Genomic DNA, 18,452 nt, shown 5'->3' on the forward strand with positions numbered 1-18,452 from the left:
GGCTATCACCCTCCGGAATTGTGCGGCGCATTTCTTCTGGAACTACTCGAACGAAACAAACTTGCCGCCGTTCTCACGCAGCCGCGACGCAATACGATCGCCGACGGCACGCAAAAAAGTGGCTTTTCTAAGGTGAGTGGTGATGACTGTGGGCTTTACCTCTTCGAAGCGGCGTTCGATGAGTTCAAAGATCGCATGTCGACCCGCCTCATCCCAGGGGTGCGAGAGCAGCCCATCCAACACGAGTAGGTCGGGGTTGGCTAGCTCGGCGAGGGCATCCTCCCCGTACTCGACGACGGCAGCGATAGCCCGACGGGCGCGTATAAGCCGGCCGGTGCTACCGCTTGCGATAACCGCAAACAGCATCGCCGTCGCCAGGTGCGTTTTGCCCTTCTGAGGCCCCCCCAACACCATGGAAACGCCGTCGTAGCGCGCGACGTTGAAATGCTTGCTGTAACTCTCGCAAGCCAGTTTTCTCGCTTTATGTTCTTCGCTGTACGCGTGAAAGGTATCGAAGGTGCAAGACTTGTACCTTGTGGGTACGTGCGCCTTCGCCAGCACCTCGTCGCCGGATAGGCATGGAAGCGGCTCTGCATCGTGCTTCTGGCCACTTTCACCCTGAAACAACAGGCGCCGCAGCTCGTTAGACAACATCACTTGATCTCCTTTGCTGACCCGCTGCTTTATTGCAGAAGGTGACAAAGTTTCGTAATTATTTCTTACTATGTGTGTAACTTCGTGCCTAAACATTGCCGTCGTAACAAATTTGGCGCCGTTTTGTAAAATCTACTCGCGGTGATAGTGGTTTTCGACGCACTTCCGAAATCCGTCGGGGGAGATGAGAAAGTCCAGACTGGCGACGAATGGTGGTCGTCCCGGATCTGACGGTGGCGCCTGCCCCGTCAAGAAATCGGACTCGCTGCATATCTCGAAGAATGTGTGCCATGCGTCCAGGCCCTGCTGCATTGTGTGATAGCCAAACGGAGGCACGTCCAGCCTCGCAGCCTGCTTCCAGCGTGCTGCGAGGAGCTTTCGGCGACTGTCATCAAGCACTTTGATCCTGGGGTTGAGGGGCATTCGGTCGTGATAAATCTCTACGAGCCGCTCGTGGGGGCACGGCGGCAGTCCCTCAACCTGCGCAGATTCCAAGCCATCGCCCGGACGAGAGCCAGAACCTAGCGCTAACCCGCCAATAACCCGCTGGGTTTCGTCCGGGTTTCCCGTATCGGGTCTTCCGTCGCCTCCAGGTAGCTCCTGAGGCGGCACCGACTTTCGCGGACGGCCACCCTTTTTCCCGTTCTCGCGGGACTGCTGTCGCCGCTTATTGCCCGCGGCGATCTCTTCCTCGCAGCGCTTATGCCACCACCCGCTTTCCGTCTGAACGAAAAACTCCCTCAGCACCACACCCACGGCCTTGCGCTCGTCGTCACTCCGCGCGAGCAGTTTGCGGCAGAGGTCGGCCTCGTCTAAAGGCAGCGCCTTCTCGATGGTGTAGTAGTGGTCAAGCAAACGGCGGTACGCCCCTTCTTCCAAAAGAGTCAGGTGCCGCGTGTCCTTGACGTGGTCGCCGATGTTATGGGGGTAGAAGTGCATCGCAGTCTTGTCCGGTCAGACATTGAGCGGCACGGATTGCAGAAGATGGCATTTCATGGGCGAGCACGCAGCGCGTCGAGTAGCGCGGCTCGTCGCTCCGCGCCGGCGAACTCAGCCGGGTTTTGAATGTATCGGACGATGAGCGCGTCACGCTCTGAGATGAGGCCTTCCTGAATGAGCCCCTCCAAAGAAACGCGACTCTCGCTATTTATCTCCACTAAAATGCCTCGCCGAAGAGGCATCGCCGTGTCCCCCTTTAACCAAAGGCTGGATTGGGGCGGGGTTACCTCAGCAAGCCGCGCCAGCGCTGCGACTATGCCAGCCGTCCGCCCGCCGATAGCGACGGAAGAGTTGATTCGGTCGGCTTCGACTATTGTTGCTCTTGTCGAGGTCGCGAGCTTATTGGAAGTAGCCATGGGCGCGAATTCGGTTAAGTAAAGGTTTGCGAATATTAAGCGATACTTTATGGAAGGTAAACCCCGATGACACAAAAGACAAAGAGGCCTGAAGGCTCCACGTCTCCGCAGCTGTCACAGATGCAGCGCGACTTTGTCGCAAAGCTGGATTTTCAGATGCAGTCGAATGGCGTCTCAGCCGCCGCATTAGCCGAACGGCTAGGCGTCAGCACGCCTGCCGTCTACGGATGGAGAAACAATGGCCGGTTCGACCGCGAACATGCGGTGGCTCTAGCCCAAGTCTTTGGTACCTCCATCGCTTATTGGCTCTCTCCCGAGATTCCCGTCGCCGCCCCTACTGACCTTTCGGCCCTCGCGGGATCGGACGCAGAGACCATCGACATTCCTTTCCTTGGAGCGCGGCTGAATTACGGAGCTATGTTGCCGCCAACGGCATGCGCAATCCGACACCTGCGGGTTAGCCGGGCCTGGCTCAACGGTCGCCTTCCTCTGGACGCGAACCTAACTAATGTGGGGTTTGTGTACATAGAAGGGGCGTTCATGGAACCTACGTTCCGTCAGGGCGATATCGCGTTCGTGCAAAGCGATGTGAAGGAAATCAATGCGGACGGCCTGTATCTCATCCGGCAGGGAGAGCAGGTTGACCTTCGCTTCGTCCAACGTCTTCCAGGCGGGGGGCTTCGGCTATCTACCGAGAGCACAAAGGTCGCCCCGATCGATGTGCCAGTTCAGGACCTTGATGATTTCGTTCAGGTGGTCGCACGCGTTCCTTTCACCTGGGCCGAGCGACTCGTATGACCTCCGAAATTTAATCAACACTTGACACTTAATAAAGCACCACTTATCTTTATGCCAACCTACTAGCCGGGTCGACGCCACACGTCGCCGCGTCGGAGGCGACGAACTCGCCTCTCTTACCTCGGGCAGAAGCAAAGGACGGCATATGGATGCGCGCGAGATCGACACCAACGAATTCGCTCAGGAACCGAGCGAGCAACTTCTAGAATTGCCTGCGGTCATCAAGGCCACGGGCATCAAAAAGACCAAGATTTACGAGGGAATCAAGGACGGGACGTTCCCGGCGCCTGCGAAGGTGGGGCGCGCATCGCGATGGCCCGCATCGGAGGTCCAGGCGTGGGTCCGCAAACAAAAGAATGCCCGCACCACCGCCGCCCCCAGGGAACGACCCCTCAGCTACAACCGGAGTGTGCAGCACGCATAGTCCCGGCGTCTGGATGCGCGCATCAGCGGATCAGTAGGCACCCAGTATTTTCGAAGCCAGCCGACGTAGCTGCACCATTCTTCGAACAGCACAAAAAGCCGAGCACTATGCTCGGCTTTTTTTCGTCGAATTCCTTCTCCCTGCCCTTTCGCGCCCATCTCCAGCAACAAGCGAAACGCTTCGCCGCGCGAGTCTCCTAGGTGGCACAACGTCGCGCCTGGAGCGCGTCTGAATTGCGGCTCCACTCAACTTTGGCTTTGTTGTCCCATATGTTGTCCCATAAGCCAAGCAAAGAAAAAGGGTTAGCTCAACAACATTGAGCTAACCCTTTGATTTTATTGGTCGGGGCGGTGGGATTCGAACTCACGACCCTCTGCTCCCAAAGCAGATGCGCTACCAGGCTGCGCTACGCCCCGAAGGGTGGAGACTATACCAGAAACTGGTGTCTGGCGTCCGCGGCGCCCGACCCTGCGGTCAGCCGAAGCGGCCCGTGATGTAGTCCTCGGTTTCCTTGCGCGAGGGCTTAACAAAAATCTGGTCGGTCTGACCGAATTCCATCAGTTCGCCCAGGTACATATACGCCGTGTAGTCCGAGCAACGCGCGGCCTGCTGCATGTTGTGCGTCACGATCACGACGGTGTAGTCGTTCTTCAGTTCGGCGATGAGCTCTTCGATCTTGGCGGTGGAGATGGGATCCAGCGCCGAGCACGGCTCGTCGAGCAGCAGGACTTCGGGCTTGATCGCGACGCCGCGAGCGATGCACAGGCGCTGCTGCTGGCCGCCGGACAGACTGTTGCCGCTTTGGTGCAGCTTGTCCTTCACTTCGTTCCACAGCGCCGCCTTGCTCAGCGCCCATTCCACGCGCTCGTCCATCTCGCCCTTGGACAGGCGTTCGAACAGACGCACGCCGAAGGCGATGTTGTCGTAGATGCTCATGGGGAACGGCGTGGGCTTCTGGAAGACCATGCCGACCTTGGCGCGGATCAGCGAGATGTCGGTCTTGGCCGTCAGCAGGTTTTCGCCATCCAGAAGGATTTCGCCCTCGGCGCGCTGGCCGGGGTAGAGCTCGAACATGCGGTTGAACGTGCGCAGCAGGGTCGATTTGCCGCAGCCCGACGGGCCGATAAAGGCGGTGACCTTCTTCTCCTGAATTGACATGTTCACGTTGCGAATCGCGTGGAACTTGCCGTAGTAGAAGTTCAGGTCCTTGACCTCGAGCTTGTTCTTGACTGCGGTAGCGGTGTTTTCCATTGCATTTCCCTTGGCTCCGGCGCGGCTGGCGCGCCGGGATAGCGATCTTTACTTGCGGAACAAGTTGCGGGCGATGATGTTGATGCCCAACACCAGCAGCGTGATCAGCGTCGCGCCGGCCCAGGCCAGGTTGTTCCAGTCCTTGAAGGGGCTGGCGGCGTATTGGTAGATGACGACCGGCAGGTTGGCCATCGGCCCGTTCATGTTCAGCGACATGAACTGGTTCGACAGCGCGGTGAACAGCAGCGGCGCGGTTTCGCCGGAGATGCGGGCGATGGCGAGCAGCACGCCGGTGATGATGCCGGACTTGGCGGCGCGATAGCACACCATGGTGATCATGCGCCACTTCGGGCAGCCCAGGGCAGCGGTGGCTTCGCGCAGGCTGTTGGGCACCAGCAGCAGCATGTTGTCGGTGGTGCGGACCACGACGGGAATCACCAGGATGGACAGCGCCACCGCGCCGGCCCAACCGGAATAATGCCCCACCTGCGCCACATACACGGCGTAGATGAACAGACCGATGATGATCGACGGCGCGGACAGCAGCACGTCGTTCAGGAATCGCGTGGCGGGCGCCAGCCAGCCGCGCTGGCCGTATTCAGCCAGGTAGGTGCCGGCCAGGATGCCCACCGGCGTGCCGATCAGCGTGCCGACGCCCGCCATCATCACGCTGCCGAGAATGGCGTTGAGCAAGCCCCCCGCCTGGCCCGGCGGCGGCGTGATCTCGGTGAAGAGCGTGTACGACAGCGCGGGCGCGCCCTTCATCAACAGCGTCAGAATGATCCAGAACAGCCAGAACAGGCCAAACAGCAATGTCGTCATCGACACGGCGAGCATGATTCGATTGACCACGCGGCGCCGGCGATAGATGCCGTTCTGCATGTTGAGTACGGATTCAGCCATGGTTTTTCCTTGTGCTTCCGGGCGTCAGGTCTTCTTGCCTTCGCCGGCGGACAGGCGGACCAGCAGCGCCTTGGCCAGGGCCAGCACGATGGTCGTGATGAGGAACAGGATCAGGCCCAGTTCCAGCAACGCCGCCTTCTGGATGCCGCCCGCCTCGTTGAATTCGTTGGCGAGCGCCGAGGCGATGGAGTTGCCGGGCGAAAACAGCGAGCCGGACCACTTGAACGCATTGCCGATGACGAAGGTCACGGCCATGGTTTCGCCAAGCGCGCGGCCCAGGCCGAGCATGATGCCGCCGATGACGCCCGACTTGGTAAAGGGCAGGACAACGCGCCACATCACTTCCCAGGTCGTGCTGCCCAGGCCGTACGCCGATTCCTTGAGCATCGCGGGGACCAGCTCGAACACGTCGCGCATCACGGCGGCGATGAACGGGATGATCATGATCGAGAGGATCAGGCCGGCGGTGAAGATGCCGATGCCGAACGGCGGACCCGCGAACAGTCCGCCAATGATGGGAAGATTGCCCAACGTCGCGATCAGGAACGGCTGCACGTACTGCTGGAACACGGGCACGAAGACGAACAGGCCCCACATGCCGTAGATGATGGACGGGATGGCCGCCAGCATTTCGATGGCGGTGCCCAGCGGGCGGCGCAGCCAGGTCGGCGACAGTTCGGTCAGGAAGATGGCGATGCCGAAGGACACCGGCACGGCGATGATCAGCGCGATCGCGGAGGTCAGCAACGTACCGATGATCGGCACGACCGCACCGTAATTGGAATTGACCGGATCCCAGTCATTGAGCCACAGGAACGACAGGCCGTATTTGGCCAGCGATTCGCGGCTGCCATAGATGAGGGAGATAAGAATTGCCGCCAGCAGAATGAACACCAGGAAGGCGAACAGGCGGGTCAGATTCTTGAACAGCGCATCCATCAGCGCGTTTTTTGTTTGCTTCATAGGCGAAGGCGTGCCGGTAGTCACGGAATCCGCCACGCTGGGCGGAAGCGGCACACTATTATCCATTACCGCGCTCATGGATGGACTTTCCTTAGGAAACCTGGGGGGAACAGCAGGTAGGGCGATTTACAGGCGGCGGCCCCGCCCGCCGGGTGGCGTCGGGGCCGCGCATTACTGATTTACTTCCAGACAGCCTGGCCGTCGGCGGACTTCACTTCGCCCCAGGCGGCGCGGATTTCCTTGGTCACGGCTTCCGGCAGCGGCACGTAGTCCATGGCTTCAGCCGACTTGGCGCCGTTCTTGAAGGCCCAGTCGAAGAATTCCAGCACCGCCTTGCCCTGAGCCGGCTTGTCTTGCGACTTGTGGATCAGGATGAAGGTGGCGGCGGTGACGGGCCACGAATCGGCGCCCGGCTCGTCGGTCAGGACCACGCCCATGCCCGGCGCGCTCTTCCAGTCGGCGTTGGCGGCCGCGGCTGCGAACGCCTTTTGCTCGGGCTGGACGAACTTGCCGTCCTTGTTCTGCAGTTGCGTCCAGGCCAGCTTGTTCTGCTTGGCGTAGGCGTATTCAACGTAGCCGATCGAGTTCTTCAGCTGGCCGACGTAGGCGGCGACGCCTTCGTTGCCCTTGCCGCCCTGGCCGGTGGGCCACTTGACGGCCTTGCCTTCACCGACTTGCGACTTCCACTCCGGCGACACCTTGGACAGGTAGTTCGTCCAGCCGAAGGTGGTGCCCGAGCCGTCCGAACGGTGCACGACGATGATATCGGCCGAAGGCAGCTTCAGGTCGGGGTTCAGCGCCTTGATGGCGGCGTCGTCCCACTTCTTGACCTTGCCCAGGAAGATGTCGGCCAGGACCTTGCCCGACAGCTTCAGCTTGCCCGGCTCGACGCCGTCGACGTTCACGACGGCCACGGTGCCGCCGATCACGGCGGGGAATTGCAGCAGGCCGTGCTTTTCCAGGTCGGCAGCCTTCATCGGGTCATCCGAGGCGCCGAAGTCGACGGTCTTTGCAATGATCTGCTGCTGGCCGCCGCCCGAACCGATGGACTGGTAGTTGACCGCGTTGTTGGTCGCAGCCTTGTAGTCGGACGCCCACTTGGCGTAGATCGGGTACGGGAACGATGCGCCGGCGCCGGTCACGTTGGCGGCCTGGACGGCAAAAACGGCGGCGCTCAGCGCGACGCCCACGGAAACTTGCTTGAAGACACGTTTGAACATCTGGGTTCCTTCTGTGCTCGTTAAAGGAGTCTTGGCAGGCTTTTTAGCTGCCTGTCTTTCAGCGACCCTCGCATCTTAGGAGCCCAACGTGACAAGACCATGACAGTCATGATCCCCAGTGGCCGACCGGCAAAGCCAGATCCGTCCGGCTGCATTGGCAAGCCCGTCCCCAAATGAAAAAAACCCATTTCCACTGCGGAAATGGGCTGACCGGGGCCATGCTCAAGCTCGGGGACCGGCATGGCGCGGCGCTCGTCACCTGGTGAAATATCAGGGACGGTTTGCCGCCGTACCGGTGTTACACGCCCAGCTTCTGCATCAGGAACTGGTGCAGGTTGAAGGGCTCGCGGCGGCTTTTGACGCGCGCGTAGTCGCCGCTGGGTTGCTGCTGCCAGGCGAGCTGGTTGTCGCGCAGGGCGTAGGTGAATGCTTCGTCGATGACGCGCTTCTTGAGCGTCTTGTCATAGATCGGGAAAGCGATTTCCACGCGCCGGAAGAAATTGCGGTCCATCCAGTCGGCCGACGACAGGTACACCGTCTCTTCGCCCTCGGCATAGAAATAGAAGACGCGGGAGTGCTCCAGGAAGCGGCCCACGATGGAACGCACACGGATGTTCTCCGACAAGCCCGGCACCCCGGCGCGCAGGGCGCATACGCCGCGCACGATCAGGTCGATCTTCACGCCCGCCTGGCTGGCCTTGTAGAGCTCGGCGATGATCTGCTCTTCGAGCAGCGAATTCATCTTGGCCATGATGCGCGACCGCTTGCCCGCCTTGGCGGCGCGCGCCTCGGCGCGGATCAGCGACACCATGCCCTCGTGCAGGGTGAACGGCGACTGCATCAGCGACTTCAATGCCCGCCGCGCGCCCAGGCCGGTCAGCTGGGCGAAGACCTTGTCCATGTCCTCGCACAGCTTGGGATCGGCGGTCAGCAGTCCGAAATCGGTGTACAGCCGCGCCGTGCGGGGATGGTAGTTGCCGGTGCCCAGGTGGGCGTAGCGGCGCAGCCGCCCTTTTTCCCGGCGCAGCACGACCGCCATCTTGGCGTGCGTCTTGTGCGCCACCACGCCGTAGACGACATGCGCCCCCACCTCTTCGAGCTTGGAGGCCCAGTTGATGTTGGTCTGTTCGTCAAATCGCGCCATCAGCTCCACGACCACCGTCACTTCCTTGCCGGCGCGTGCGGCCGCCAGCAGGATCTTCATCAGCTCGGAGTCCTCGCCGGTACGGTAGATGGTCTGCTTGATGGCCATCACGTCGGGATCCAGCGCAGCAGCGGTCAGGAAATCGATGACGGGCTGGAACGACTGGTAGGGGTGGTGCAGCAGGCGGTCGCACTCGGCCACCGCTTCAAAGAGATCGGCCGGCTTGTCGCCGACCCGGTCAAAGGGCGCGGGCACCGGGGCGCGATAGTCGGGAAACAGCAGGTCCGGCCGCGCCGCAGAATTGCACAGCTGCATGAGGCGCGACAGGTTCACCGGCCCGGGCACACGATAGGTGTCGTCCGCCTTGAGCGAGAACTCGCGCTGCAGGAACGTTTCGAGCTCGACCGGCGTCAGCTTGTCGATCTCCAGCCGGACGGCCGCGCCGAAGTTGCGCTGCGACAGCTCGCCTTGCAACGCATGGCGCAGATTGGTGACTTCTTCCTCGTCCACGAAGAGGTCGCTGTTGCGGGTGACGCGCCACTGATAGCAGCCCAGCATTTCCAGGCCCGGAAACAGCTCGCCCACGAAGGCGCGCAGCAGCGAGGTCAGCAGGATGTAGCCTTCGGGCTGCCCCGACAGTTCCTGGGGCATCTTGATCAGACGCGGCAAAGCCCGGGGCGCCTGGACGATGGCGATCGATGCCTGACGGCCGAAGGCATCGGCGCCCGCCAGCGACACGATGAAATTCAAGCTCTTGTTGTAGACGCGCGGAAACGGATGCGCGGGATCCAGCCCGATGGGCGTCAAGAGCGGCATCACGTCGCGATGGAACACGTCGCGCGCCCATTCCTGCTGCGCGGCGTTCCATTCGGAAGCGTGATGCAGCGCGATGCCCTCGGCGTGCATCGCCGGCAGGATGTCGTCGTTGAGCAGGTTGTACTGGCGGCCCACCAATTCATGCACGGCCTGCTGCACGCAGTCGAAAGCCTCGTCCGGCGTCATGCCGTCCGGGCCGATCAGGTTGGGCGACTGGCGCTGCTGCTCTTTCAGACTGGAAATCCGGATCTCGAAGAACTCGTCCAGGTTGGAACTGACGATGCACACATAGCGCAGCCGCTCGAGCAGCGGCGTGTTGGGGTTCTCCGCCATCGCCAGCACCCGTTCATTGAACTTGAGCAGCGACAATTCGCGATTCATGAGCAGAGGCTCGCCTGGCGGACGTGTGGGCATACCGAATTCCATACGAAAAGAGAGCGTGAAGTTTTACTGCAAAAGAGTGACGGTTCTATGACAGCGCCCATTCGCTAAGGGTACGTCAAATACGGGACGTATGGCGCATCGGCCTGACGCTTGCAAGCGTCTGTTCCATAAGCAAAAACCCGAAGCCGAAGGCGTTGTCACATGGGGTCTCTATAATCGGTCCACCTCACAGCCAATATCACGAGCCGCATGGATCAACTTCTGGCCGCGGTGGACCTCGGGTCCAACAGCTTTCGCCTCTCCATCGGACGCATCGTTCAGCAGGACGGTACGCCCCAGATTTACCAGATCGACCGCCTCAAGGAAACCGTCCGGCTGGCCGCCGGCCTGGATGCCGATAAACGGCTTAGCGACGACGCCATCGACCGCGCCATCGCCGTGCTGGAACGCTTTGGCGAACGGCTACGCAGCTTTCACCCCAATCGGGTGCGCGCGGTTGCAACCAACACTTTTCGCGTCGCCCGCAACACGCGAGACTTCCTGCCCCGGGCCGAAGCCGCGCTGGGTTTTCCGATTGAAGTCATCGCCGGCCGCGAAGAGGCCCGCCTGATCTTCACGGGCGTGGTCAACACCCTGCCCCCCTCCCCCAACAAGCGCCTGGTTATCGACATTGGCGGCGGTTCCACCGAAGTCATCATCGGCAAGGGGCTCGAGCCCGGTCTGATGTCCTCGCTTTACATGGGGTGCGTCAGTTACAGCCGCCAGTTCTTCTCGGACGGCGTGGTGGACGCCCACCAGATGAAGCAGGCCGAACTGGCCGCGCGCCGCGAAATCGAAGTCATCGCCAAGCAGTACCGCAAGACGGGCTGGAAAGAAGTGTATGGCTCTTCCGGCACCGCCAAGGCGCTCTTTGCCATCCTGACCGAAGGCGGCTATTCCAACCGCGGCATCACGCGCGTCGGGCTGAACAAGCTGAAAGACCGCCTCGTGCGCTCGGGCCGCGTCATTCCGTCCGAGCTGCCCGGCATCAAGATCGAGCGCGCCGACGTGCTCCCGGGTGGCCTGGCCATCATGAGCGCGTTGTTCGACGAACTGGGCATCGACGTCATGCACACCGGCGACGGCGCGCTGCGGCTGGGCGTGCTGTACGACCTGCTGGGCCGCGACGACGAACACGACAAGCGCGATGAATCGGTGCGCCAGTTCATGAAGCGCTATCACGTCGATGTGAACCAGGCGCGCCGCGTGCGCCACGCCGCCCTCACCCTGTTCGATGCGATGTTCCCGGAAGGCCAGGAGCGCGCCGAACTGCGGCCCGCGCTCGGCTGGGCGGCAGACCTGCACGAAGTGGGCCTGTCGATCGCGCACAACGCGTATCACAAGCACACCGCCTACGTGCTCGAAAACGCGGACATGCCCGGCTTCTCGCGCGCGGACCAGCAACTGCTGGCCCTGCTGGCGCTGGGTCACCAGGGCAAGCTCGTCAAGCTGGAACCCCTGGTGCGGTCGCGCCCGCAGTGGAAAGCCATTCTGGCCCTGCGTCTGGCCGTGCTGCTGTTCCGCCGCCGCGGCGAGATCGAGCCCCTGCCGCTGACCGCCTCGGTCCGCGACAACTCCATCGTGGTGCGCGTCAACCGCGAATGGCTGGCCGAACATCCGCTCAGCGACTTCACGCTGCGCGCGGAAGAAGCCGAGTGGAACAAGGTCGGGTTTTCGTTCGAGTTGCTGGAGTTCTGAAGCGGCCTCGCGGGGCGGCCTGGCCGCCCCGGCGCTTCAAAATGGCGACAGATCGGTTTCGCGATCGAGCCGCCTGAGTTCCATGCGCAGCGGCCGGGTGGCCCGCCGTATCAGTCTGATAGTCATTCGGCGGAGCAGGCGGCGCATGGGAGTGGCGTCTAGCGCTGAGTATTGAGGACGGCCGGCTGATCCAGGCCGAAGTGGCGGCGGTAGCGCTCGTCCATGCGCTCCATCTTCAACAGGACCGGAAAGTCGGCGGCGTTGAAATCCGGATCCCAGGCGGGTTCGCCGCAAACCTTGGCGCCCAGCTTCAGGTAACCCTTGATCAGCGGCGGCACGCGGGCCGGCAGGGTGCTGTTGAGCTTTTCGACCGGGTAGCGGTGCAGCGGCGTGACGCGCGGCTCGTTGCCCTGGGGCATCTGCTTGGCAACCGTGCGCCAGACTTCGGCGGCGGTGACGCCGTCGTCGCGCAGGCTGACGCTGGCGCAACCCAGCACGTATTCGTAACCGCCGCGGCGCAGGTATTCGGCCAGGCCGGACCACAGCAGCATGATGACCGCCCCGCCCCGGTAATCCGCGTGGGTGCACGAGCGGCCGACCTCGACGACTTCGTCGCGGATGGCGCCCAGACCCGACAGGTCGAACTCCGATTGCGAGTAATAGCCGCCGGCTTCGAGGGCTTTTTCGGGGGTCAGTATCCGATAGGTGCCGACGACCCGGTCCGTGTCGAGCTCACGCACCATCAGGTGTTCACAGAACGGATCGAAGCGGTCTTGTTCGATGCCATCTTGCGCATCTGGAAAGACGGCGCCCATGTCTTCCGTGAAGACGTCATAGCGCAGGCGTTGAATCTGCTCTATTTCTTCGGCGGTACGCGCCAGGCCGACCGCCAGGACTTTGGGGGCGGCGCCCGTCCAGGGTTCTGCGGTACTGCGGCTCGGGTTGATGCGTGCTAATTCCAGCATTGCGCGAAGCTCCTAGAGAGTCCAGCCAGTGTGGACGCCCTGTATGTCAATGACTTGACCAATATGTTACGTGACTATGACGATTAGGCCGGTACAGAAAATGCACATAAACAAAGGCCACGCGCCGATTTTCGACGCGTGGCCCACATATTAAAACGAAAACTCCGGGTTTACCCCAAGCTTTGCGCAAGCTTCTCGGCGGAATTGGTCGCCAGCGCCTCGTCTTCGGCCTCGACCATCAGACGCAGCTTGGGTTCCGTCCCCGAAGCGCGGATCAGGATCCGGCCGCGGCCGTCCAGTTCGGCCTCGACCGCCTGGCGCGCAGCCGTCAGACCAGGGTGCGTCTTCCAGTCCATGCCGGGCGTGAGCGGCACATTGATCATTTTCTGCGGATACATGCGCAGATCGCTGACCCAATCGCCCAGCGCAGCCGAATTGCGGCGCAGCGCCGTCAGGACCTGCAAGGCGGCCACGATGCCATCGCCGGTTGAGTGGCAGTCCAGGCACAGCAGGTGGCCGGAGCTTTCGCCGCCGTACAGCCAGCCGCGCGACTGCATCTGTTCCAGGACATAGCGGTCGCCGACGTTGGCGCGGTCAAAGCCCACGCCCAGTCGCTTCATTTCGCGCTCGAAGCCGAAATTGGTCATCAGCGTGCCCACGACGCCTTCGACCTTGCCGCGCTGCATGCGCTCGCGCACGATGGCGTACATGAGTTCGTCGCCGTTGTAGATGCGGCCCTCGCCGTCGACCATCTGCAGGCGGTCGGCGTCGCCGTCCAGCGCAATGCCAAGCTGGGCGCCGCGCGCCTTGACTTCCTTGGCCAGCAGCTCGGGGTGCAGCGCGCCCACGCCCTTGTTGATGTTGAAACCGTCCGGGTTCACGCCGATCGCGTGGACTTCGGCGCCCAGCTCACGGAAAACGTGCGGGGCGATGTTGTAGGCGGCGCCGTGCGCGGCGTCGACCACGATGGTCATGCCGTTCAGGTCCAGATCGTTTGGAAACGTGCTCTTGCAGAACTCGATATAGCGGCCCTGGGCATCGCCCATGCGGCGCGCGCGCCCCAGGCCTTCGGAGCTGACGCAGCCCAGCGGCTCGTCCAGCGCGGCCTCGATATCGGCTTCGATGTCGTCGGGCAGCTTCATGCCCTGCGCCGAGAAGAACTTGATGCCGTTGTCCTGGTACGGATTGTGCGATGCGCTGATGACGATGCCGGCAACCAGGCGCAGGGCACGGGTCAGGTAGGCCACGGCGGGCGTGGGGATCGGGCCGGCCAGCAGCACGTCGATGCCGGCGGCGGACAGCCCCGCCTCCAGCGCGGATTCCAGCATGTAGCCGGAAATCCGGGTGTCCTTGCCGATGACGACCTGCGGGCGCGTCGCGCCGCGCACCGCGTGCTCGCGCGCCAGCACGCGGCCAGCCGCGTAGCCCAGCCGCAGCGCGAATTCGGCGTTGATCACCGGACCGCCGACTTCACCGCGTACGCCATCGGTACCGAAATATTTGCGTCGAATCATGAACTGATAGCTCCTTGTTCAGCCGCCTGCCATACCTTAAGCGCATCCACGGTGGCCGCAACATCGTGCACGCGCACGATGGAGGCGCCACGCGCGACGCAGGCAAGCGCGGCGGCAATGCTGCCGGGCAGCCGGTCGCCGACCGGCCGGCCTGTGGCCTGGCCGATCATGTTCTTGCGCGACAGGCCGATCAGCAATGGATAACCGGTGCTGCGCAGGCTGGACAGCCGGCGCAGCAGTTGAAAGTTCTGGTCGGCCGTCTTGCCAAACCCAAAACCCGGGTCGAGCACGATGCGCCGAGGATCGATCCAGGCCGCGCGCAGCTTTTGCGCGCGTGCCCCCAGGAAGAGGCCAATTTCACCGATCAGGTCGGTGTACTCGGGCGGCGCCGCCTGCATGGTGCGCGGCTCGCCTTTCATGTGCATGACGCACAGGCCGCAGCGCGATTGCGAGACGGCCTCGATCGCGCCCGGCTGCCTGAAACCATAGATGTCGTTGATCATGTCCGCACCCGCGTCCAGCGTGGCGCGCATGACTTCCGGCTTGAAGGTGTCGATGGACAGCGGCACACCGCAGTCGCGCAGCGCCTCGACCACCGGCAGCAGCCGGTCCAATTCGTCGGACACGGACACGGGGTCTGCGCCGGGCCGCGTGGACTCGCCGCCCAGATCCAGGATCTGCGCGCCTTCGGCGATCAGCCGGCGCGCATGCGCCACCGCGGAATCGGTATCGTCGTGCTGGCCGCCGTCGGAAAACGAGTCCGGCGTGACATTGACGATGCCCATGACAAGCGGGCGCTCGAGATCAAACTCGAAGCGCCCGCAAAGGAAGTTATTTGCCATAACCCAGAACGAAGGACCTCAGACCGCAGCTGCCGTGTTGCCGCCTGCAGCCAGGCCGGTCGGCGGCGTATCGGACGTATCCGACGGGCCTTGCGGCGTCTTCGGGGGACGCGGGGGGCGGCCCTCCATGATGTCGTTGATCTGGTCGGCGTCGATGGTTTCCCATTCGAGCAGCGCGGCGGTCATCACTTCGACCTTGTCGCGGTTGTCTTCCAGGATCTTGCGCGCAACGCCGTACTGCTCGTCGATGATGCGGCGGATCTCGGTGTCCACCTTCTGCATGGTGGCTTCGGACATGTGCGTGGTCTTGGTGACGCTGCGGCCCAGGAAGACTTCGCCTTCGTTCTCGGCGTAGACCATGGGGCCCAGTTCGTCGGTCATGCCGTAGCGCGTGACGATGTCGCGGGCGATGGCGGTGGCGCGTTCGAAGTCGTTCGAGGCGCCCGTCGTCATCTGGTCCATGAAGATCTCTTCCGCGATGCGGCCGCCAAACAGCACGGCGATCGTGGACAGCAGGCGGCCCTTATCCATGCTGTAGCGGTCGGTTTCCGGAAGCTGCATGGTCACGCCCAGCGCACGGCCGCGCGGGATGATGGTGACCTTGTGGACGGGGTCGGTCTTGGGCAGCATGCGCGCGACGATCGCGTGGCCGGACTCGTGGTACGCGGTGTTCTTGCGTTCCTCTTCGGGCATCACGATGGAGCGGCGCTCGGCGCCCATGATGATCTTGTCCTTGGCCTTTTCAAAGTCGGACATATCCACCGTGCGGCCGTTGCGGCGGGCGGCGAACAGCGCGGCTTCGTTGACCAGGTTGGCCAGGTCGGCGCCGGAGAAGCCCGGGCAGCCGCGCGCCAGGATGGTCGCGTCGACGTTGGGCGACAGCGGAACCTTGCGCATGTGAACCTTCAGGATCTGCTCGCGGCCACGGATATCGGGCAGCGGCACGACAACCTGGCGGTCGAAACGGCCCGGACGCAGCAGCGCCGGATCCAGCACGTCGGGACGGTTGGTCGCGGCGATCACGATGACGCCCTGGCCGGATTCGAAGCCGTCCATTTCAACCAGCATCTGGTTCAGCGTCTGTTCGCGCTCGTCGTTGCCGCCACCCAGACCGGCGCCACGCTGGCGGCCGACCGCATCGATTTCGTCGATGAAGATGATGCAAGGCGCGTGCTTCTTGGCGTTTTCGAACATGTCGCGGACACGGGCCGCGCCCACGCCGACGAACATTTCAACGAAGTCAGAGCCGGAGATGCTGAAGAACGGCACCTTGGCTTCGCCGGCGATGGCCTTGGCCAGCAGCGTCTTGCCAGTACCGGGCGAGCCCACCATCAGCACGCCGCGCGGAATGCGGCCGCCCAGCTTCTGGAACTTGCTGGGGTCGCGCAGGAAGTCGACCAGCTCCTGGACGTCTTCCTTGGCTTCGTCGCAGCCGGCAACGTCGGCGAAGGTGATCTGGTTGGTGTTCTCGTCGAGCATCCGGGCGCGCGATTTGCCGAAGCTGAACGCGCCGCCCCTGCCACCGCCCTGCATCTGCCGCATGAAGAACACCCAGACGCCGATCAGCAACAGCATGGGGAACCACGACACGAAGATGCTCATCAGGAGCGACTGCTCTTCACGCGGCTTGCCCGACACCTGCACGCCGTACTTCAGCAGGTCGGAGACCATCCAGAGATCGCCGGGCGAAGTCAGCGTATAGGCGCGGCCCGCGTCCGGGGTGACGTACAGCACGTCGCCTTGAACGTCGACCTTGCGGATGCGTCCCGCCTTGGCGTCGTCCATGAACTGCGTGTAGGTCACGCCGTCCTGGGTCTGAGCGCGTCCGTCGAACTGTTTGAAGACGGTGAACAGCACCAGGGCTATCACCATCCAGACAGCGACTTTGGAAAATGAATTGTTCAAGGTCGATCTCCTGCTTTCGATTCCGACCGGCGACTGTGCACCCGCGTATGGCACAGTCACAAGTATGTCAATAGCCCATTCTAACCTGTAGGACGGAGTTGCGTCCCGGCAGCCGTGGGGCCCATTTAATTACATTTGATTCTTGAGTTTTCTGGTCGTTGTCTCGGCGGGACGGGGTTTTCTTGGCCAGGGCACCTTGCCCCGGATGGATACGGAAGGGTTACTTCAGATCGCGCGCCACCAGAAAGGTTTCAGAGGACTTGTCCCGTGACGCCTTCGGTTTGCGTTCAACCACCCGGCGAAAGCGCTTTTTGAAGGATTCGACGATCTGCGAAAAGCCAGTGCCGTGGAATGCCTTGACGATCAGCGCCCCGTTGGGCTTGAGGTGGGCGCAGGAAAATTCCATCGCCAATTCGCACACATGCTGGATGCGCGCGGCATCGGCAATACCCACCCCGGACAAGTTGGGGGCCATGTCGGAAATAACAAGGTCCACCGCGCGGGTTCCGACCATGTCTTCCAATTGTTTCAAGACTTCGTCTTCGCGGAAGTCGCCCTGGATGAATTCCACGCCTGCCACGGGTTCCATGGGCAGGATGTCCAGCGCGATAATGCGGCCGTCCACGACGCCGCCCGGCCCCGCGAGCCGTTCGCGCGCCACCTGTGACCAGCTGCCGGGCGCCGAGCCCAGGTCGACGACCAGATCGCCGCGGCGCAGCAGCTTTTCGGTGTCGAGAATCTCGATCAGCTTGAAGGCGGCGCGGGCGCGATAGCCCTTCTGTTGCGCCAGCTTCACATAGGGATCGTTGATGTGCTGGTGAATCCAGTCTTTAGAGAATTTATTCTTGGCCATTACCGTACAATTCCACGCATGCCTATATTAGAACTTACCTCTCGTGAGCGCAGCGACCTGCGGTCCGCCGCTCACCCTCTGCGCCCTGTCGTCCTGATTGGCGACAACGGCCTGACCGACGCCGTGCTGAAGGAAATCGACCGGGCGCTGACGTCGCATGGCCTCATCAAGGTTCGCGCCGGCGGCGACGACCGCGAGGCCCGTGACGCCATGCTTGCCACGATCTGCGACACGCTATCGTGCGCGCCCGTGCATCACCTGGGCAAGACCCTGATCCTGTTCCGCCCGCTGCCCGGCAACATCAAGCCCGCCGCGCTGGCCGCCCAGGAGCCCGAAGCCCCCGCCAAGCGCCGCGCCTCGGAGCCGTACACGCCCAAGAAACTGGCCGCCGAAGGCCGGACCCTTGCCAAGCGCCCGCGCCGCAGCGAGTCCGAAGAGCCCGCGCCCGCCAAGAAGCGTTACGTCCCCCAGGACGAACTCAACAAGAAGGGCAAACCCATGCGGCCGTCCAACAAACGCGCCACCACCAGCGGCCACGGCATTCCGCGCCGCGCCGGCAGCGCGCTGAGCCTGCGCGCCGGAGCCCGCAGCGGCACCAGCCGCAAGACTGCAAAACGGTAAGTCCAGGCACAAAAACGGGCGCTTTACGCGCCCGGTCCACCATAGCGATCCGCAATGTACCGCGGAATTCAGACGAACGTTGCGTCAGGGCCAGGGTGGTTTG

Annotated in this window: 16 protein-coding genes and 1 tRNA gene; 4 read left to right on the plus strand and 13 right to left on the minus strand. The window is 62.7% G+C overall.

Translation table 11 applies throughout. From position 1 onward, the window contains the following. Positions 1 to 42: 42 nt before the first annotated feature. Together LN047_RS21345 and LN047_RS21350 are read right to left on the minus strand one after the other, a co-directional pair. Positions 43 to 654, minus strand: coding sequence for an ATP-binding protein (locus LN047_RS21345; RefSeq protein WP_054470917.1), 612 nt, complete (start codon positions 652 to 654; stop codon positions 43 to 45). A 132-nt stretch (positions 655 to 786) separates the two neighbouring features. After that, positions 787 to 1,593 (minus strand): YdaU family protein, encoded by an 807-nt coding sequence (locus LN047_RS21350; RefSeq protein ID WP_076515825.1) that lies wholly within the window; start codon positions 1,591 to 1,593, stop codon positions 787 to 789. A 536-nt stretch (positions 1,594 to 2,129) separates the two neighbouring features. Here LN047_RS21350 and LN047_RS21355 point away from each other — a divergent pair. Together LN047_RS21355 and LN047_RS21360 are read left to right on the plus strand one after the other, a co-directional pair. Then, entirely contained in the window at positions 2,130 to 2,807 is a 678-nt protein-coding gene (locus LN047_RS21355; RefSeq protein ID WP_373980125.1) for a S24 family peptidase, read from the plus strand. Positions 2,808 to 2,952: 145 nt separating this feature from the next. Further along, positions 2,953 to 3,231 (plus strand): helix-turn-helix transcriptional regulator, encoded by a 279-nt coding sequence (locus LN047_RS21360; RefSeq protein WP_373980126.1) that lies wholly within the window; start codon positions 2,953 to 2,955, stop codon positions 3,229 to 3,231. Positions 3,232 to 3,570: 339 nt separating this feature from the next. Here the strand turns inward: LN047_RS21360 and LN047_RS21365 are convergent. From LN047_RS21365 to ppk1, 6 genes are all read right to left on the minus strand, one after another. Then, a tRNA-Pro gene (locus tag LN047_RS21365) sits at positions 3,571 to 3,647 on the minus strand. A gap of 58 nt (positions 3,648 to 3,705) precedes the next feature. Beyond that, positions 3,706 to 4,482, minus strand: a complete 777-nt coding sequence (pstB, locus tag LN047_RS21370; RefSeq protein ID WP_056326853.1) for a phosphate ABC transporter ATP-binding protein PstB — start codon at positions 4,480 to 4,482, stop codon at positions 3,706 to 3,708. A gap of 48 nt (positions 4,483 to 4,530) precedes the next feature. Continuing rightward, positions 4,531 to 5,385 carry a phosphate ABC transporter permease PstA gene (gene pstA, locus LN047_RS21375; protein WP_081259763.1) on the minus strand — a complete coding sequence of 285 codons (855 nt, stop codon included), beginning with the start codon at positions 5,383 to 5,385 and terminating at the stop codon, positions 4,531 to 4,533. A 24-nt stretch (positions 5,386 to 5,409) separates the two neighbouring features. Beyond that, on the minus strand, positions 5,410 to 6,426 hold the full coding sequence (gene pstC / locus LN047_RS21380) for a phosphate ABC transporter permease subunit PstC (RefSeq protein ID WP_056326851.1): 1,017 nt from the start codon (positions 6,424 to 6,426) through the stop codon (positions 5,410 to 5,412). Positions 6,427 to 6,527: 101 nt separating this feature from the next. Then, the gene (gene pstS, locus LN047_RS21385; RefSeq protein WP_056326850.1) at positions 6,528 to 7,568 is read right to left on the minus strand and encodes a phosphate ABC transporter substrate-binding protein PstS; all 1,041 of its coding nucleotides are present in this window, start codon (positions 7,566 to 7,568) and stop codon (positions 6,528 to 6,530) included. Positions 7,569 to 7,866: 298 nt separating this feature from the next. Further along, the gene (ppk1, locus tag LN047_RS21390; RefSeq protein WP_226846655.1) at positions 7,867 to 9,942 is read right to left on the minus strand and encodes a polyphosphate kinase 1; all 2,076 of its coding nucleotides are present in this window, start codon (positions 9,940 to 9,942) and stop codon (positions 7,867 to 7,869) included. A 219-nt stretch (positions 9,943 to 10,161) separates the two neighbouring features. Here ppk1 and ppx point away from each other — a divergent pair, with 219 nt between their 5' ends. Then, positions 10,162 to 11,649, plus strand: a complete 1,488-nt coding sequence (ppx, locus tag LN047_RS21395) for an exopolyphosphatase (protein ID WP_062841742.1) — start codon at positions 10,162 to 10,164, stop codon at positions 11,647 to 11,649. Positions 11,650 to 11,807: 158 nt separating this feature from the next. Here the strand turns inward: ppx and LN047_RS21400 are convergent, their stop codons facing one another. The 5 genes from LN047_RS21400 to LN047_RS21420 form a co-directional block, all read right to left on the minus strand. Further along, positions 11,808 to 12,614, minus strand: coding sequence for a GNAT family N-acetyltransferase (locus LN047_RS21400; RefSeq protein ID WP_062841741.1), 807 nt, complete (start codon positions 12,612 to 12,614; stop codon positions 11,808 to 11,810). 170 nt (positions 12,615 to 12,784) lie between these two features. Continuing rightward, the gene (glmM, locus tag LN047_RS21405; RefSeq protein WP_056326842.1) at positions 12,785 to 14,128 is read right to left on the minus strand and encodes a phosphoglucosamine mutase; all 1,344 of its coding nucleotides are present in this window, start codon (positions 14,126 to 14,128) and stop codon (positions 12,785 to 12,787) included. Further along, complete coding sequence (gene folP / locus LN047_RS21410) at positions 14,125 to 14,970, minus strand: dihydropteroate synthase (RefSeq protein ID WP_373980127.1); 846 nt, start codon at positions 14,968 to 14,970, stop codon at positions 14,125 to 14,127. The genes glmM and folP overlap by 4 nt, the downstream gene beginning before the upstream one ends. 18 nt (positions 14,971 to 14,988) lie before the next feature. Continuing rightward, positions 14,989 to 16,875: an ATP-dependent zinc metalloprotease FtsH gene (gene ftsH, locus LN047_RS21415; RefSeq protein ID WP_062841739.1), complete on the minus strand. Its 1,887-nt coding sequence runs from the start codon at positions 16,873 to 16,875 to the stop codon at positions 14,989 to 14,991. A 220-nt stretch (positions 16,876 to 17,095) separates the two neighbouring features. Beyond that, entirely contained in the window at positions 17,096 to 17,728 is a 633-nt protein-coding gene (locus LN047_RS21420; protein WP_056326836.1) for an RlmE family RNA methyltransferase, read from the minus strand. 18 nt (positions 17,729 to 17,746) lie between these two features. Between LN047_RS21420 and LN047_RS21425 the strand changes: the two genes are divergently transcribed. Then, on the plus strand, positions 17,747 to 18,349 hold the full coding sequence (locus LN047_RS21425; RefSeq protein ID WP_056326834.1) for a YhbY family RNA-binding protein: 603 nt from the start codon (positions 17,747 to 17,749) through the stop codon (positions 18,347 to 18,349). The last annotated feature ends 103 nt before the right edge of the window (positions 18,350 to 18,452 follow it).

The organism is Achromobacter sp. JD417 (genome assembly GCF_041879325.1).
Taxonomy (GTDB): Bacteria; Pseudomonadota; Gammaproteobacteria; order Burkholderiales; family Burkholderiaceae_B; genus Achromobacter; species Achromobacter mucicolens.

What these genes read in the sequence shown, in the direction of transcription:
- LN047_RS21345 (WP_054470917.1), bottom strand. Translation starts at nt 654, where the DNA reads ATGTTGTCTAACGAGCTGCGGCGCCTGTTGTTTCAGGGTGAAAGTGGC.
- LN047_RS21350 (WP_076515825.1), bottom strand. Translation starts at nt 1,593, where the DNA reads ATGCACTTCTACCCCCATAACATCGGCGACCACGTCAAGGACACGCGG.
- LN047_RS21355 (WP_373980125.1), top strand. Translation starts at nt 2,130, where the DNA reads ATGCAGCGCGACTTTGTCGCAAAGCTGGATTTTCAGATGCAGTCGAAT.
- LN047_RS21360 (WP_373980126.1), top strand. Translation starts at nt 2,953, where the DNA reads ATGGATGCGCGCGAGATCGACACCAACGAATTCGCTCAGGAACCGAGC.
- pstB (WP_056326853.1), bottom strand. Translation starts at nt 4,482, where the DNA reads ATGGAAAACACCGCTACCGCAGTCAAGAACAAGCTCGAGGTCAAGGAC.
- pstA (WP_081259763.1), bottom strand. Translation starts at nt 5,385, where the DNA reads ATGGCTGAATCCGTACTCAACATGCAGAACGGCATCTATCGCCGGCGC.
- pstC (WP_056326851.1), bottom strand. Translation starts at nt 6,426, where the DNA reads ATGAGCGCGGTAATGGATAATAGTGTGCCGCTTCCGCCCAGCGTGGCG.
- pstS (WP_056326850.1), bottom strand. Translation starts at nt 7,568, where the DNA reads ATGTTCAAACGTGTCTTCAAGCAAGTTTCCGTGGGCGTCGCGCTGAGC.
- ppk1 (WP_226846655.1), bottom strand. Translation starts at nt 9,942, where the DNA reads ATGCCCACACGTCCGCCAGGCGAGCCTCTGCTCATGAATCGCGAATTG.
- ppx (WP_062841742.1), top strand. Translation starts at nt 10,162, where the DNA reads ATGGATCAACTTCTGGCCGCGGTGGACCTCGGGTCCAACAGCTTTCGC.
- LN047_RS21400 (WP_062841741.1), bottom strand. Translation starts at nt 12,614, where the DNA reads ATGCTGGAATTAGCACGCATCAACCCGAGCCGCAGTACCGCAGAACCC.
- glmM (WP_056326842.1), bottom strand. Translation starts at nt 14,128, where the DNA reads ATGATTCGACGCAAATATTTCGGTACCGATGGCGTACGCGGTGAAGTC.
- folP (WP_373980127.1), bottom strand. Translation starts at nt 14,970, where the DNA reads ATGGCAAATAACTTCCTTTGCGGGCGCTTCGAGTTTGATCTCGAGCGC.
- LN047_RS21420 (WP_056326836.1), bottom strand. Translation starts at nt 17,728, where the DNA reads ATGGCCAAGAATAAATTCTCTAAAGACTGGATTCACCAGCACATCAAC.
- LN047_RS21425 (WP_056326834.1), top strand. Translation starts at nt 17,747, where the DNA reads ATGCCTATATTAGAACTTACCTCTCGTGAGCGCAGCGACCTGCGGTCC.